Origin of the sequence: Billgrantia endophytica, assembly GCF_002879615.1 — a bacterium.
GTDB lineage: Bacteria > Pseudomonadota > Gammaproteobacteria > Pseudomonadales > Halomonadaceae > Halomonas > Halomonas endophytica.
Genome location: NZ_PNRF01000010.1, coordinates 201,070 through 216,455, shown reverse-complemented (window position 1 = coordinate 216,455; position 15,386 = coordinate 201,070). Strand labels below are relative to the sequence as shown.

Below are 15,386 nucleotides of genomic sequence, written 5' to 3'. Positions count from 1 at the left end.
CCTGCATTGTGGGAGCCTTGGCCGGTGCAGTCCAGCGCAAGCAGAACCGAAAGCCACAACGCATAAAGGCTTTTTATCTCCTTCTTTAACTCATGTTAAAGCGAAGGGTGTGGCTAAAAGGGCAGCAGTCACCCCTCCCTCTTTCCGTATAGGTATCGTCCAGGTGGTAAGTCATGACATGACTCAAACACAGTAGAGGAGTCCTCGAGTGGCTCTTCGGTCGTGTACACAAGTCCACCAGTGTTGCCTGGGTTGCGCTGGCCTCTTTTCATTTGCGGCCTTTCAGGCTTGACCAAACAGTCAGAAACCGGCCAGACTGCCCCCTGCCTTGTATACAACCCTAAAACACAAGAGGCTCACCATGGCGGCATCCCCCGTACACTACCCCTGGTACAAGAAGGAGGACACCGACGCCTTCTTCGCTCTGTTCCAGAACAATATTGCCAACTTTGTCATCATTGCCATCACCATGCTGGGCATGGGCTTTCCTTCGTCCCTCGTGTTCGGCCAGGTGCTGCCCGGCGCGGCGGTTGCGGTCATGGTGGGCAATTTCTATTACGCATGGACGGCGGCCAGGCTGGCGAAGAAGGAAAACCGGACCGATGTGACGGCCCTTTCCTACGGCATCTCAACCCCGGTGATGTTCGTCTTTCTGTTTGGGGTTCTGCTCCCGGCCAAACAACTTACCGGTGACGCCGAACTGGCCTGGAAGGTAGCGGTCGCCGCCTGCTTCATCAGCGGCGCTATCGAGGCGGCCGTCAGCCTGGTCGGTCGCTGGGTCCAGTATCACTTGCCCAGGGCAGCCATGCTCGGTGCCGTTGCTGGCGTGGCACTGACCTTCATTGCAGGGGAAATGCTGTTCAAGACCCTCGAGATGCCAGTGGTTGGCCTGCTGGTGCTGGCCATCATCATCGTCGGACTGGTGGCCCGGGTGTCCATGCCATTTCGCATTCCCACGTCGCTATTCGCCATCATCATCGGTACCGCGCTGGCCTACCTGATCGGCGATGCCGGCGGAGAGCGTTTCAGCGATGCCTTTACCCACCTGGGCTTCTACCCGCTGGTGCCCAACATGGCCTGGTTCGAAGGGTTGGGCCTGTTGTTCACCGGCATGCTGGCGGTCCTGACGGTCGTACTGCCCATTACGCTCTATAACGCCATCGAGACGATGAACAACGTCGAGGCCATGGAAGCCGCCGGCGACAAATATGATGTACGGGAATGTCAGGCGGTGGATGGCGCCGGCACCATGATCGGTGCACTGTTTGGCGGGGTTTTCCCCACCACGGTGTACATTGCCACCGTAGGCGCCAAGTGGATGGGAGCCGGCCGGGGCTACAGCATTCTCAACGGGGCGGTCTACGCCATTGCCACCATGTTTGGGCTCATCGCGGCCTTGGCCGCCATCATTCCCGTCTCGGTAGTGGCCCCTATCCTGGTATTCGTCGGCATGTCGATGATCGCCACGGCTTTCCAGACCAATGACACGCGATACTATCCCGCCGTCGCGCTCGCCATGCTGCCCTACTTTGCCAACTATGTGATGACACGGTTCAACCGGGGGGCCGGCGATGTCGTAGCCGATATCTCGAGTGGCATCGTTGCCATGGGACAGGGGGCGATGTTCATGGCGATCTTCCTTGGTGCCATGACCGTTTCGGTCATCGACCACCAGTTCCGGCGCGCCGCTGTCTTTGCCGCCATTGCCGCAGGCTTCTCTTTCGTTGGGCTCATGCACGCACCGGAACTTGCCGTGAATGCCGCCTGGGATTTCACCCTGGGTTACCTGGTGATGGGCGCGCTCTTCCTCTACTTCGCCTGGCAGCAGGAGACGCTGGCGACTCCGCGGTCCGTCATCGCCACGCCACCGCCCTCCGCCGACTGATTCCCTTCTCGATATTGCCGAGGCCGCAGGCCTCGGCATCTGCTTTCATGCCATCTCTCCTGTCGCCAACACACCCCTTCGGCAAGAGGTCCGGGAGCACGGCAGCAGCATAAGAGAATGCATTATTTTTTTATTCTATTTATGGCATTTTTTCATTGAAAAAATAACTTATAATTATATTTAGAAAAATCACCTAGACAAAACTGACTGCCTTTCGCCTTGGGTTGAGCAGCACCCGGCGAAGCAGCAACCAGGCGGCCAGGCCGGCCAACAGGTTCCCTGTCGCCGCCCCCATCGCCAGGCCGGTCAAACCACCCAACTGCGCCCCCAGCCACAGGCATGGCAGGTAGAAAACGAACAGCCGCGCGCCGGACATCAACATGGCGCGCAGGGGCCAGCCAAGGGCGTTTCCCGCCGATACCACGAGCATGCAGATGCCAAGCAGCGCGTAGCTCGGCAGGAGAAAGCGGATCAGCGTGGACAGGTCATCGCGAACGTCCGGATTGCCCGACAGCGCCAGTGCCACCCAGGGGGCCGTCAACGCCAGCACGATTCCCAGGCCAGACTGCCATACCAGAACGACTCGCAACGCCAGGCGCATCAGGCGGCGCACCTGGTCCCAGTCACCCGCCCCATAGCAACGCCCCAGCCAGGGTGGCAGCGACATGGTCATGGCCAGAACGACCATCAATGAGAGAGTCTCCAGGCGGCTGGCCAACCCCCAGGCAGCCACAGCGGTTTCACCCAAACCCGCCACTACCGTGATGGTCAGCATGGCGGCCAGTGGCGGCATCAATTGACTGATCATCGCCGGGCCAGCTATGCCTGCAAAAGGGCGAGCTGAGCGTGCCAGTTCCCCGCCCAGCCCCTGCCAGGCCAGCCAATCGGTACGCACCAGTCGACGGCCCAGTATCAATAGCCCACAGGAGAACGCCAGGGCGGTGGCCCAGGCGGCACCGGGCAGACCCAGCCCCTCCCAGGGACCCAGGCCAAAGATCAATAGAGGGTCGAGTACCAGGTTGATGAGACTGGTCAGCACCATCAGCTTTCCCGGCAACCGCGTGTCACCATGGGCGCGAAACAGGCTGTATCCGAAATAGAGTGCCGCGCCAAGCCAGGCGGCCAGCAACTGCGGAGCCCAGTAATCCCGGATCAGCGTCCGAGTGGCCGCGTCGGCTCCCAGCCAGTTGAAGACCGGTACCTGTATCCACCATAACAGCCAGGCCAGGACTGCAATGATCGCTGTGCCCAGCAGCAGCACAAGCGTGCCCAGGCGCTGGGCCCTGGCCTGGTCCCTTTCCCCCAGTGTGCGAGACACCAGTGCCGCGATAGCGATTCCCAACCCCACCTGTATGCCGATGATCAGAAACGACAATGGAAAGGTAAAGGTATGGGCAGCCAGCGGGGCCGTGCCCAGGCGAGCGATGAAGGCGCTGTCCACCAGTTGAAAGCCAAGCAGGGACAGCACGCCGATGGCCATGGGCCAGGTCTGTCGCCACAAGGTCGGGCCGAGAGAGGCTCGCGTCGTATCAGATGTGGTCACGGCGGCTCCAAGTGTCAGGAACCGGGCATTCTATGTCAATGCAAATTGGACTTCAGCCCGGGGAGGCGCCAGTCGCGACGCGGATCAGCGCTCCCACAACAATACTCTCCACCCAGGAGGAACAAACAGCTGTCGGAGATAGCTTCAGCTCGCGACCGCGGTGCTGCCCACGCTGGAGATAAACTCGTCGACATGGAACGCCCCCGGGGTTGGTCCCCGGGGGCATCTCGTCAACGTCGGAGTCGGAATGGATGGCGTTGGGCTTTTACTGACGAATACCCTCGAACGTCACGTACAGCTCCAGCTCATGCATCACTTCCGGGAAGTCGCTCATGTCGATGCCATAGTCGTCGAGCGTCAGCACGGTGCTGCCCTCGAAGCCGGCGCGGTAGTTACCCCAGGGGTCCTCTCCCTCGCCCATCAGCGTGACCGGCATTTCGATCTCGCGAGTCTCGCCCTTCAGTGTCAACTCACCGGTCAGTACACCTTCGTTGTCGCCGTTCGGCTCAAAGCCAGTGGAGACGAAGGTTGCCGTCGGGTAGTCACCGGCACTGAGGAAATCATCGCTCAGGAAGTGACGGTCACGTTCGGCATGGTTGCTGTTCAGGCTATTCACCTGAACTTCCATCTCGACACTGGTGGCATCCAGGTTTTCCGGATCATAGTGGAACTGGCCACTGAATTCCTCGAAGTTGCCAAGAATGTAGGAATACCCCAGGTGATTGATCTTGAACTGGATGAAGGCATGCTGACCTTCTGTGTCAACCACATACTCGTCGGCCTGGGCTTGACTCACGCCGGCCAGAGCGGCGGCGCCCAGGGCGGTGGCAAGGATGGTCTTCTTGAACATCTGGAGTTCTCCTAGTGATCGAAAGCGCTGTCAGGCGCCCTATTTTCAACGGCGGCGCGAACGCGCCGGGTTCAACATACGGGTCAGGGTATCGTGTCGATCGAAAAAATGATGCTTGAGGGCGGCGAGCAGATGCCCACCAGCCAGCACCATCAAGGCCAGCGCGCTGTACCAGTGAATTTCGCCCGCGATACTGGCCTGGTCGGGCAGGTGGCTGATGAGCGCCGGCACTTCGAACCAGTCGAAGACACTGACGCCACGGCCTCTGGCGGTAGAAATCAGGTAACCACTGATCATCACCACCAGCAGCAATACATAGAGGGCCATATGACCCAGGTGGGCCGCCAGGCGCTCGAGCCGACTGCCGTGGGCCGTGGGAGTTGGCTGCACGAAGCGCCACGCCAACCTGAACAGTGTAGCGAACAACAGAAGCATGCCAATGGAGCGATGCCACCAGGGTGCCAGGTTGTACCAGGAATCGAAATAGCCAAGGCCCGTCATCCACCAGCCCAGTATGAAGAGGCCGACAATGACCACGGCGCTGAGCCAGTGCAGAAGTATGCTGACCAGGCCCCAGCCTGTGCGGGTATTGCGCCACATGTCGACGTCCTCGATGAATGCCTTGTCGGAGCTTAACGCAGCGCAGCATCAGCTTCTGCTGAAAAAAGCCGAACAGACCATTCGAAAAACCGCATGACGCCCATCACGAGCGGTGCATCATGCCTGGACCATGAACCAGCCGACGGCTGCCATTAGAGAAAGGCCAGCTCTACGATGTTGTTCAGACTGGCGTCGTCCATCGGTTGCCCCTGTCGCAAGGAGAACTCGTAAACGAGACGGATTATTCGGGCCTCTACCTCCGGCTTGAGGGCAAGGCGCTTACGGTCGAAGATCCGCCGCGTCCTGATGATGACATCTTCCAGGGTCTCCAGGTCGATAAGCCATTGTCCCGATGCCGGGCCAGCATCCGGCCTGCCTTCGCCAGTGGCGAGCCATTCCACGGAGAGGTTCGCGGCTCGTGCCATTCGAACCAGGCTGCTCAGGGTTGGCTCAGATTGCCCCGCCCGCCATTTTCTGAGAACCGAGGTGGAGACCCCCGCCTTTTCCGCCATGATTGTGGCGCCTCCTGCCTGTTTTATCGCTATGCGCATGCGCTTTTCGAACGCGTCAACCTGTTCTTCCTTAGGGGGAATGTTAAGTGCTTCAAGGTTCTGACGCGCCATGGCCTACCCTAGTAGTTAGAAAAACAAAGCGTTACCCAATCGCTACATTCATAGCGAATATGGTTCCAATCGACTCACATGTGTTGACATTCGCTCCATTTGTGGCGTAAATTCGGCGTGGCAAGACAAAGAGCCGAACTTCGTCGCCAATGTTGCGCCGAATCGAAACGACAACCAGCAAGCAGGCTCTCCAGCCCTGTACCGCCGCGGGAAGGCGATCGAGGCCGAGAAGCCGAGCGGCTCATGGCGGCCGATCATTATCGAGGCGCCTGGCCTTCTTTTGCCGAAACAGTATGGTGCAAGGATAGCACCCGCGAGGGGCGCGAGATATTCAGCAAGGGCAGGCGCCGGGGTCTGGACTACGGCATGGCGATTCATATGGAACGTTTGTTGATTTTCGAGCATGACGCGCAGGCGGCCCGATCCGCGGCTCGCATCGCGGAGAGTGCGGCACTTCAGGTGCGGATAGTCGAGAGTGTCGAAAGCTTTCTTTCCGCCCTGCGCGAGGAGCACCCGGCTTGTATCCTGATCGACCTGTCCATGTCCGGAACGGATGGCCTCGACATCATTCGACTGCTGGCCAACCGGGGATGCGAGGCCAGAGTCATTCTGACCAGTGGCGCCGACCCGCGGGTGCTCGATGCCGCGGCCCGTGTGGCCACGGCACGCGGACTGCAAGTCATCGGTCACCTGACCAAGCCCTTCTCCTCGACCGGGCTGAGCTGGATGCTGAGGCAGGTGGGCGGGGCGCTGCCCGCCGCGGACGACACGTACGAGCCTGGTGCCCACCCCACGCTGGAGCTGGCCCCTTCCATCCTGCGCCAGGCCATCGAGAACTGTGAGTTCAGCCTGGCCTATCAGCCCCAGGTCTCCTGCCGCGACGGCCAACTGGCCGGGTTCGAGGCCCTGGCAAGATGGCGACACCCGGTGGACGGGGTCATCGTTCCCGATCGCTTCATTCCGGCGATCGAGCGGGCCGGGCTGATGCCTGAGTTCACCGCGCGGATAGCCGGGCAGGCACTGTCCTGGTTTCGCGTGAACATCCTGTCTCCGCCACGAGTGCTCGCCGACAGCATGGCGCAAAATGCTCCGTCGCTGTCCATCAACATCTCCGCCCGCAATCTCGCGCAACCGGACTTTCCCGAGACCATGACCGGCCTGTGCGAACGCCACGACGTGGATCCCAGCCGAGTGGTACTCGAACTGACCGAGACCAGTGCACTGGACGATCCCGTACTTTCCCTCGAACTGCTGACACGACTGAGGGTGCAAGGCTTTCAACTCTCCATCGATGATTTCGGTGCCGGCTACTCCTCGATGCAGCAACTGGCACGGTTGCCATTTTCAGAGATCAAGGTAGATAGAGCCTTCGTTGCCACGGCTCTGCAGTCCGCCACGTCACGCTCGGTTGTCAAGAGCATTGTCGAACTTGGCCGTTCCCTGGGGCTTCGCTCGACGGCGGAAGGTGTCGAGGACGAGGCAACCCTGCAGTTTCTCGATTTCGTCGGCTGTGACCTGGTTCAGGGGTATTTCATCGCGCATCCCATGTCCGGCGAAAAGCTCGCCGATTGGCTGAACAGCGCACCGGAATGGCCGTGGCGCGCTTGGGAAACACGCCGCAGCTAACTCACTCATCGATTGCCTATTTGCGAATGTCTCGCTATGGAATGGAAAACAATATCAACACTTTCCGATCAGGCCATCCGTACCGTTGGGCGAATCGTCGAGGGAAGTCACGACATCACCGTTTTTTCTGGCGCTCGGGCCCATCCGCTGTCGGCCCAGGTGGCGGGCATCGATCTCGGGGAAAAAATCCTGGTCCTTCGCGTCTTCTGCCCAACGGGCAATATCGGCGATTACCTGCCCGGTGGGCTGGTATCCTTTGATCTGGAAAAAATCAACCGGGACGACTCGCCGCTACTGCTGTGCTTCGAAAAGGTCCAGGCAAGCTGTGAACGGATCAATAGCAACCTGTTCGAGCTTCGCTGCACCCTGGCCGACTCGCTGCTGATCACCGTGAAGCCCGGCGGCGTCAGGGTTCCGTTTCTTCTAGGGATGTCGGCCTCGGTCACCCTCGATGTATATCCGGGCAGCCTCACCATCAGCGCCCGTCTGTGCAACCTTTCGGTGGGCGGCTGCATGTTCGAAGTGCCGCTCGAGGAAAGCACGCCGCTGACGATACACCAGCAGATACCCAATATTTCCATCGAATTCCCCAACGGAGAAAGCTTACGCTCCAAGGGTTCGATCCGCAATATGCGCCCCTTTGGCCGCGCGCGGCACGTGGCGGTTGGAATACGCTTCGTCGACCTCGATCGGGAGGCACGACAGCGCCTGCTCTACTTCGTCACAGAGTCCGAAGCGGAGCTGGCCAGGCGCGTGGGAATGGAGAACAGGCGGGCAAGAGTGTCGCCGCTTTTCCTCACCAGTTCCACCTACAAAAAACCGGCCAATTCGAACAAGAGGCAAAACAAGCTACCGCCCATGGTCCACGCCATCAAAGAGGTGGCCCGACAACAACATATCATTCTTCATTGTCTGAAAAACGAACAGCCCTTCCCCGAAGACATTCTTTACGACGGCTCGGACACCCTGTTGCACCTGGCCGAGAGCGACCGGCAGCAGTTTCTGTATGGCCTGCGCTATCTCAGCGAAGAAGCGCCATGGGTACGGCATTCCGTACGGGTCGCGGCCCTGTTGGGAGACACCCTGCTGACACAGCCTGATCTCGCCAGCGATGCACGAGAAGCGGTGGCCGGCGCCCTGCTGCACGTAACGGGAAAACCCCTGCTGCTCAGCGAGCTTCTGCCCTCCCTGGACACCGACCTGACGGTGTCGCAGAAAAACGTCTTGAAAAGCCATATGAAGGTGTTGCGTCGGCAACTGCACAAGGTCGGGTGGTCCCCCGGCCCTGTGCTCAGCCGCATTGTCGCCGATATCAGCGAGCGGCTCGACGGCAGTGGCTATCCGGAGGGCAAGACGGCCGAAGCCTTACCGGAACTGGTGCGCATCGCGTCGGTCATCAAGATCATCGATACGCTGGGCCATGCACGCAATGGCCGCTCCGCCCTGACGCCCCTGGAAGCCTACCGTTGGGTATACAACCATGACGGCTACGACAGGAAATGCCTGAGCCGCCATGTTCGCCGCTACGGCTTTTATCCGGTGGGCAGCCTGATCAAGTATACGGGCGGGTTTCTCGCCTGGGTCATGGAGATCGACCGCGAGGGCGCGCCGAGCCAGGTGCGCGTCGTCAAGAATCTGGCGTTTCGGGACTCGAAGCTCGACACCGTGCTGACCGGCCAGGATATACGGCAGATCGGCAAGCTGGAAGTGGTGGTCGACCCCGCCAACTTCCAGCTTTGAGCGCACGGGCCCACGAGAAGACCCCGCTGGGAGCGGGCTACGCCAGCGCGTCCAGGCCGCGGGCCAGGTCATCACGGATATCCTCGAGAGACTCCAGACCCACTGCCACGCGAATCAGAGCTTCGGTAATACCGGCGGCGGCCTTCTGATCGGCGGAGAGCCGGCCGTGAGTGGTCGTGGCGGGATGGGTGATGGTCGTCTTGACGTCGCCCAGGTTACCGGTGATGGAGAGCAGCCGCGTGGCGTCGATGACTGACCAGGCCGCTTCGCGTCCACCCTTGACCTCGAAGCCCAGCACCGCGCCGAACCCTTTCTGCTGGCGAGCCGCAAGCGCATGCCGAGGATGGTGCGCAAGGCCGCTGTAGTAGACCCGGGTGACGGCCGGATGCCGATCCAGCCATTCCGCCAGAGCCTGGGCATTCTCGCAGTGGGCGCGCATGCGCAGGCTCAGCGTCTCGAGCCCCTTGGTGAAGATCCAGGCATTGAAAGGACTCAGGCAGGGTCCACAGGTTCGCACGACACCGAAAATCTCCTCGAGCTCCCGGTTCCGCCCCACCACCGCACCGCCCACCGCCCTGCCCTGGCCGTCCAGGTATTTGGTTGCCGAGTGGATGACCAGGTCGGCTCCCAGGGCCAGCGGGCGTTGCAAGGCCGGCGTCAGGAAGCAGTTGTCGATGGCCAACAGCGCGTCATGACGATGGGCAATGTCTGCCAGTGCCGCAATGTCGACGACCTCCGAAAGCGGGTTGGAGGGCGTCTCGGCAAACAGCAGGCGAGTGTTCGGCGTTACGGCCGCTTCCCAGGCCGCCAGGTCCGACAGCTCGACATAGCGCGTGGTGATCCCCAGCTTGCCGAAGTATTTGTCGAAGAGACTGACGGTGGACCCGAACAGGGAGCGCGAGGCGACGATCTCGTCACCCGCCTGAAGCAGCGCCAGTACGGTGGCCAGTATCGCCGACATGCCCGAGCTGGTGGCCACGCAGCGCTCCCCGCCCTCCATGGCCGCCAGGCGACGCTCGAAGGTATGCACCGTGGGGTTGGTGAAGCGCGAGTACACATTGCCAGGCTCGTCGCCTCCGAACTTGCGGGCGGCTTCGGCCGCACTGCCATACACGAAGCTGGAAGTCGGGAAGATCGGCTCACTGTGCTCCTGCTCGCCAGTGCGATGGTGACCGGCTCGAATCGCCAGGGTCTCCAGCCCCCAGGCCGCTTCCGGTGTCGAATCGTCGTGCATGTTCGGTCCTTGATCGTAAAGATCGCTCATGAAGATCGTTCGCGAAGGTCAGTGGTATGAATCAGTCGTCGATGTCATCGTCCTGATTATGCATGCCTACCAGGGCGTGCCCGCCAGCGCTCTGCTGCTGCTTGGCCGCGTCATTGCGGGAGGCTTCCAGGGCCGACAGGTAGCCGGCATCGATATCGCCGGTAATGTAGCGGCCATCGAAGACCGAGCAATCGAATGCTTCCAATTCGGGATTCACCTCACGACAGGCCGCCTTGAGGTCGTCCAGATCCTGATAGAAGATTCGGTCGGCACCGATCAGTTCCCCGACTTCCGCCTCGCTGCGGCCATGGGCAATCAGCTCCGAAGCCGCCGGCATGTCGATGCCATACACGTTAGGGTAGCGGACGGGGGGGGCAGCCGAGGCAAAATAGACCTTGTTGGCACCGGCTTCCCGGGCCATCTGGATGATCTGCTTGCAGGTGGTGCCACGCACGATGGAGTCATCCACCAGCAGGACGTTCTTGTCCTTGAACTCGATCTCGATGGCATTGAGCTTCTGTCGCACGGATTTCTTGCGCTGGGTCTGGCCCGGCATGATGAAGGTCCGCCCGATATAGCGGTTCTTCATGAAACCTTCACGGTACGTCACACCGAGGTGCTGGGCGAGTTCGAGCGCGGAGGTGCGCGACGTATCGGGAATCGGGATGACCACGTCGATGTCGTGTTCGGGCCATTCGCTGCGGATCCGGTCGCCGAGCTTGCGCCCCATCTGCATGCGGGTGCCGTAGACATAGGCACCATCGAGGATCGAGTCCGGGCGAGCCAGGTAGACATGTTCGAAGATGCAGGGAGCGAGGCTGGGACGATCGGCGCAGGACTGGGTGTGGATATTGCCTTCCATGTCGACGAAGATCGCCTCGCCGGGCGCCAGGTCCCGGTGCAATTCGAAGCCACCCACGTCGAGGGCCACCGACTCCGAAGCGATCATCACCTCCTGCCCGTTGCCCTCGTCACGGGTACCGAACACCACCGGGCGAATGCCGTTGGGGTCGCGGAAGGCCACCAGGCCGAAGCCGTTGATGATGGCCACTGCCGCGTAGCCGCCACGACAACGGCGATAGACTCGACGCACGGCATCGAAGATGTCGCCCGGCTCCAGGTGCGGACCCTGCTTGCCAAGCTCATGGGCAAAGACATTGAGCAGGACTTCGGAGTCGGAACTGGTGTTGATGTGGCGCAGGTCGGAGGAAAACAGCTCCTGCTTGAGCTGGTCCGAGTTGGTCAGGTTGCCGTTGTGCGCCAGTGAGATGCCATAGGGCGAATTGACGTAGAACGGCTGGGATTCCGCTTCGCTCGAGGAACCGGCGGTGGGATAACGCACGTGGCCGATGCCCACATTGCCCTTCAGCCTCGCCATGTGGCGAGTGTGGAAGACATCGCGTACCAGGCCGTTGCTCTTGCGCAGCAGGAAGCGGCCTTCGCTCCATGTCATCATGCCGGCGGCATCCTGTCCGCGATGCTGTAGCACCGTCAGTGCGTCATAGATCGCCTGATTGACGGTCTGCTTGGCCAGAAGGCCCACGATACCGCACATTCCATCTTACCTCGCTTGCCATGGGGGCCGACCAGCGGTCGGCAGGAATTCGAATGCCTACAGCGCGTTGTCGTCGGGCTCGGCAGTGTCTCGGGCGGCGGGCAACGACAGGTTCTGCCATGACGCCGGCGTCTCGGGCATGTCGCTCTCCCAGGCTTCCAACTGGGTGACGGCCCAGTCGCGCAGCTGCTCGAAGGCAGGCCTGAGCTCGGCATCCTGCCAGGCCTGGAGCTGTGCCAGAGGAGTCAGCGTGATCAGGATGGTGGCAATCACCAGTATCGCGGCACCACGCGCCACGCCGAAGCAGGCGCCGGCCACACGATTGAAGAATCCCATGCCGACCCACTCCACCGCGGCGTGAACCATGCGGATGACGATCCCGCACAGCAGTATCACGCCGAGAATCACGAGCACGAAGGCCAGCACCAGCCGGCCATCCGGGTTATCGATGAGCCCAGAGAGCATGTCCGCAACGGGCTCCGCCAGCAGGCGCGCCGCCAGCAGGGCAATGATCCAGGCGGCCAGGCCCAGGCCCTCCCGGATCAGGCCGCGCATGAAGCCTGCCAGGGTCGAGACGGCCAGTACGGCGAGAAAAATCCAGTCGATCCATGTCAGTGTCATGGTGCCCCTCTCTGCGTCACTCTCTCACCCGTACCAGCAACCCCTGAAGGTTGGCCTGCTCTTTCAGCTCGCCCATGGCACGTTCGCCAGATTCGGATGAGTCATAGGGGCCCACATACACTGTCGTCATCTCGTTGTCTCGCCGTCGGCTGTACGCCGAGAAGCCTTGCTCCTGCAGTTGCGCCTGCAGGCGCTCCGCATTGGCCGGCTCGCCGAAGCTGCCCACCTGCACCGCCCAATCACCCGCAGCGGCAGCAGACGCTGGCGCGGCCGACGTCTCCGCAGGCGCCTGGCCACTGCCCAGTCGCTCGGTTGCCGCTCGTGCCAGGTCGGCAATCGGATCGCCATCCGGTTCGGAGCGAGTTGGCGGCTCGGCGGTTTCCGGTTCCTGGCTCACCACTTCCGGTGGCGGTGCCTCGACCACGGCGGATTCATCCAGCTGCTCCACACCGGGATCGATGTCGTCAGGCTCGGGTGTACCGACCCCGCCCGGGATCGACTCGGGGCCACGAATCTGGCCCAGGCTGTCCGGTGGTTGTGGATCGGGCACGTCGCGCCGCTCCACTGGCACCGGCTGCTCGATCGTCAGCATCGGCTGGGGGCGTTCATCACGAGGTGCCGGCTCCTCGAACAGCATCGGTACAAAGATCACCGCCAAGGCGATCAGGATGATCGCCCCACTGATTCGTTCGCGCATTCCGTACTTCATCTTGCCCTCCTGCCCAGGCACCTGTGCCATACCTACGCCTGCTTCCATGCCAGTATGGCCGCTACGGTAAAGAAGGAGCCACAAACCAGTACCCGATCTTCCGGGGCGAGTCGGTCGACCAACCACTCGGCCCCTGCTTCCGGTGATGTCGCCTGGCAGGCGACGTCCATGCCCGAGGCTTGCACCCGCCCGGCCAGGTCCTCGGCGCTTCGGGCGCGCTCACCTTCCAATGTCACGGTTACCCAGGCGTCCGCCACTGAAGCCAGAGCGGCAATGACACCGTCCGCGTCCTTGTCACCCAGCATGCCCAGCAGTACCCAGGTTCGTCCGCTGCAGGGCATCTCCTTCAGTCGGCCGGCCAGATAGGCCGCCGCATGGGGGTTGTGCCCGACGTCGAGGCACCACTGCCCCACCCACTGCATCCGCCCCGGCAGCCTGACCTCCTCAAAGGCATGCCGACAGGACGCTTCATCCAATACCACACCGGCCAGCCCCAGGGTTTGCAGGGCCGTGGCGGCATTGTCCAGCGGCAACCCCGGGTCCGGCAAGTGCTCCAGCGTCAATGTCGAATCCGCTGGCCCGCGCCCCTGCCACTGCCAGGTCCCCGAGCCCGTCCCATGCCAGCCGAAAACCTCATCGAGGGCCACTACCGGAGCCCCGCGCTCGGCCGCTTCGCGCCTCACGCTGGCGGGCATGGTGCGACAGCCCAGCACCGCCGGGCTGCCGGGGCGAAGAATGCCGGCTTTTTCGCGCCCGATACCGTCGAGATCATCGCCCAGATAGGCGGCGTGATCTCGAGCGATGGTGGTGATCACCGCCACATCGGCATCGATGATATTCACCGCATCGAGGCGCCCTCCCAGGCCGACTTCCAGGATCGCCAGATCCGGCTGGAACCCGACGATGGCCCACAGTGCCGCGAGCGTCCCCACCTCGAAATAACTCAGGCTGATGGGTTCACCGTCGAGGCGCGCCGTCTCGACCGCCTCGAATCCGGCTATCAGTGTCGCGTCATCGACATCCTTGCCATCCAGGCGAAGTCGCTCGTTGTAGCGCAGCAGATGCGGTGAGGTATAGGTCGCCGTGACCAGGCCATGGCGCCTCGCCAGCGCTTCGATCATGGCAACGGTGGACCCCTTGCCATTGGTCCCGGCCACGGTGATCACGCGCTTCGCCAGCGGCGACCGGAGAAGGCCCATACGACGGCCGACCTCGGACACCCGCTCGAGACCGAGATCGATTCCCATCGGGTGTGCCGCTTCCAGCCGGGCCAGCCAGGCATCGAGCGTGCGGGACGTGGTGGGCAGCATCACGTCCGGGTCAGCGTGTCGAATCGGGACGCTCGGCCTCATCATCGGCCGGCTCCGAGGGTTCAACTGGCCGCTCTACCAGCTCGGCTTCGGTGGATGGTTCCCTGTCGGCCTGCTCACCCTGTTCGGCGACATCGACCAGGTCGGGCTCGATGATCATGCCGACGTCCAGGCCACTAGGGGGTTGATGTGTGAGCTTGCGCAGTACACTGCCCAGGCGGATACGCATTTCACCCCGCGGCACGATCATGTCCACCGTGCCATGCTCGAGCAGGAATTCACTGCGCTGGAACCCCTCGGGCAGTTTCTCGCGCACGGTCTGCTCGATGACCCGCGGTCCGGCAAAGCCGATCAATGCGTTGGGCTCAGCGACATTGAGATCACCCAACATGGCCAGTGACGCCGATACGCCCCCGAAAACCGGGTCCGTCAGTACCGAAATATAGGGTACCCCCGCTTCACGCAGTCGCTCGAGAGCGGCCGAGGTCTTGGCCATCTGCATCAACGAGAACAGCGCTTCCTGCATGCGCGCGCCACCCGAAGCGGAGAAACAGATGAGCGGAATACGCTCGTCCAATGCGAGGGTGGCTGCCCGTACGAATTTCTCACCCACCACGGCGCCCATCGAGCCACCCATGAAGGTGAACTCGAAGGCCACCACCACTACCGGCAGGCCGTCCAGGCTGCCACGCATGGCCACCAGGGCGTCCTTCTCACCGGTTTCCTTCTGCGCCGCGTTCAAACGATCCTTGTACTTCTTCGAGTCCCGGAACTTGAGCCGATCGGTCGGCTCCAGATCGGCCGATATCTCCTCGCGCCCCTCCCTGTCCAGGAACCAGTCGAGCCGCTTGCGCGCGGTCAGGCGCATGTGATGGTCACACTTGGGACACACATTGTGGTGCTTTTCGAGTTCCGGGAGATAAAGCACCGCTTCGCATTTGGGACACTTGCGCCACAGGCCATCCGGCACATTGGCCCGGCGGTCCTTGCGCTGCACGCGCCCCATCGAAGGTACGATCTTGTCAAGCCAGCTCATGAAGGACTTCCGTATGCTGTCGCG

Annotated in this window: 13 protein-coding genes; 3 read left to right on the top strand and 10 right to left on the bottom strand. The window is 61.9% G+C overall.

What is annotated here, in order from left to right; translation table 11 throughout:
- Positions 1-361: 361 nt before the first annotated feature.
- Positions 362-1,885 (top strand): uracil permease, encoded by a 1,524-nt coding sequence (locus C1H69_RS04800; protein WP_102652269.1) that lies wholly within the window; start codon positions 362-364, stop codon positions 1,883-1,885.
- A 193-nt stretch (positions 1,886-2,078) separates the two neighbouring features.
- Here the strand turns inward: C1H69_RS04800 and C1H69_RS04795 are convergent, their stop codons facing one another.
- From C1H69_RS04795 to C1H69_RS04780, 4 genes are all read right to left on the bottom strand, one after another.
- Positions 2,079-3,365: an MATE family efflux transporter gene (locus C1H69_RS04795; protein ID WP_102652268.1), complete on the bottom strand. Its 1,287-nt coding sequence runs from the start codon at positions 3,363-3,365 to the stop codon at positions 2,079-2,081.
- A 328-nt stretch (positions 3,366-3,693) separates the two neighbouring features.
- Positions 3,694-4,278, bottom strand: coding sequence for a YceI family protein (locus tag C1H69_RS04790; RefSeq protein WP_102652267.1), 585 nt, complete (start codon positions 4,276-4,278; stop codon positions 3,694-3,696).
- Positions 4,279-4,323: 45 nt separating this feature from the next.
- Positions 4,324-4,878, bottom strand: a complete 555-nt coding sequence (locus C1H69_RS04785; RefSeq protein WP_102652266.1) for a cytochrome b — start codon at positions 4,876-4,878, stop codon at positions 4,324-4,326.
- 152 nt (positions 4,879-5,030) lie between these two features.
- Complete coding sequence (locus tag C1H69_RS04780; protein ID WP_205738410.1) at positions 5,031-5,501, bottom strand: helix-turn-helix domain-containing protein; 471 nt, start codon at positions 5,499-5,501, stop codon at positions 5,031-5,033.
- 243 nt (positions 5,502-5,744) lie between these two features.
- On the opposite strand from C1H69_RS04780, the gene C1H69_RS04775 reads away from it, so the two are divergent.
- Both C1H69_RS04775 and C1H69_RS04770 read left to right on the top strand, forming a co-directional pair.
- Positions 5,745-7,127 (top strand): EAL domain-containing response regulator, encoded by a 1,383-nt coding sequence (locus C1H69_RS04775; RefSeq protein WP_102652265.1) that lies wholly within the window; start codon positions 5,745-5,747, stop codon positions 7,125-7,127.
- A 36-nt stretch (positions 7,128-7,163) separates the two neighbouring features.
- Positions 7,164-8,867, top strand: a complete 1,704-nt coding sequence (locus C1H69_RS04770; protein ID WP_102652264.1) for an HD domain-containing phosphohydrolase — start codon at positions 7,164-7,166, stop codon at positions 8,865-8,867.
- Between the two features lie 37 nt (positions 8,868-8,904).
- Here C1H69_RS04770 and C1H69_RS04765 read toward each other — a convergent pair whose 3' ends face one another.
- The 6 genes from C1H69_RS04765 to accD all read right to left on the bottom strand — a co-directional run bounded on the left by C1H69_RS04765 (position 8,905) and on the right by accD (position 15,362).
- Positions 8,905-10,101, bottom strand: a complete 1,197-nt coding sequence (locus C1H69_RS04765) for an O-succinylhomoserine sulfhydrylase (RefSeq protein WP_102652263.1) — start codon at positions 10,099-10,101, stop codon at positions 8,905-8,907.
- Between the two features lie 61 nt (positions 10,102-10,162).
- Positions 10,163-11,686 carry an amidophosphoribosyltransferase gene (gene purF / locus C1H69_RS04760; protein ID WP_102652262.1) on the bottom strand — a complete coding sequence of 508 codons (1,524 nt, stop codon included), beginning with the start codon at positions 11,684-11,686 and terminating at the stop codon, positions 10,163-10,165.
- A 57-nt stretch (positions 11,687-11,743) separates the two neighbouring features.
- On the bottom strand, positions 11,744-12,307 hold the full coding sequence (locus C1H69_RS04755; RefSeq protein WP_102652261.1) for a CvpA family protein: 564 nt from the start codon (positions 12,305-12,307) through the stop codon (positions 11,744-11,746).
- Positions 12,308-12,323: 16 nt separating this feature from the next.
- Positions 12,324-13,046: an SPOR domain-containing protein gene (locus C1H69_RS04750; RefSeq protein ID WP_240609807.1), complete on the bottom strand. Its 723-nt coding sequence runs from the start codon at positions 13,044-13,046 to the stop codon at positions 12,324-12,326.
- Between the two features lie 2 nt (positions 13,047-13,048).
- A complete protein-coding gene (gene folC / locus C1H69_RS04745; RefSeq protein ID WP_240609813.1) occupies positions 13,049-14,368 on the bottom strand; it encodes a bifunctional tetrahydrofolate synthase/dihydrofolate synthase in 1,320 nt (439 codons plus the stop codon).
- Positions 14,337-15,362: an acetyl-CoA carboxylase, carboxyltransferase subunit beta gene (accD, locus tag C1H69_RS04740; RefSeq protein WP_102652259.1), complete on the bottom strand. Its 1,026-nt coding sequence runs from the start codon at positions 15,360-15,362 to the stop codon at positions 14,337-14,339. Before accD ends, folC begins: the two co-directional genes overlap by 32 nt.
- Positions 15,363-15,386 lie beyond the last annotated feature (24 nt).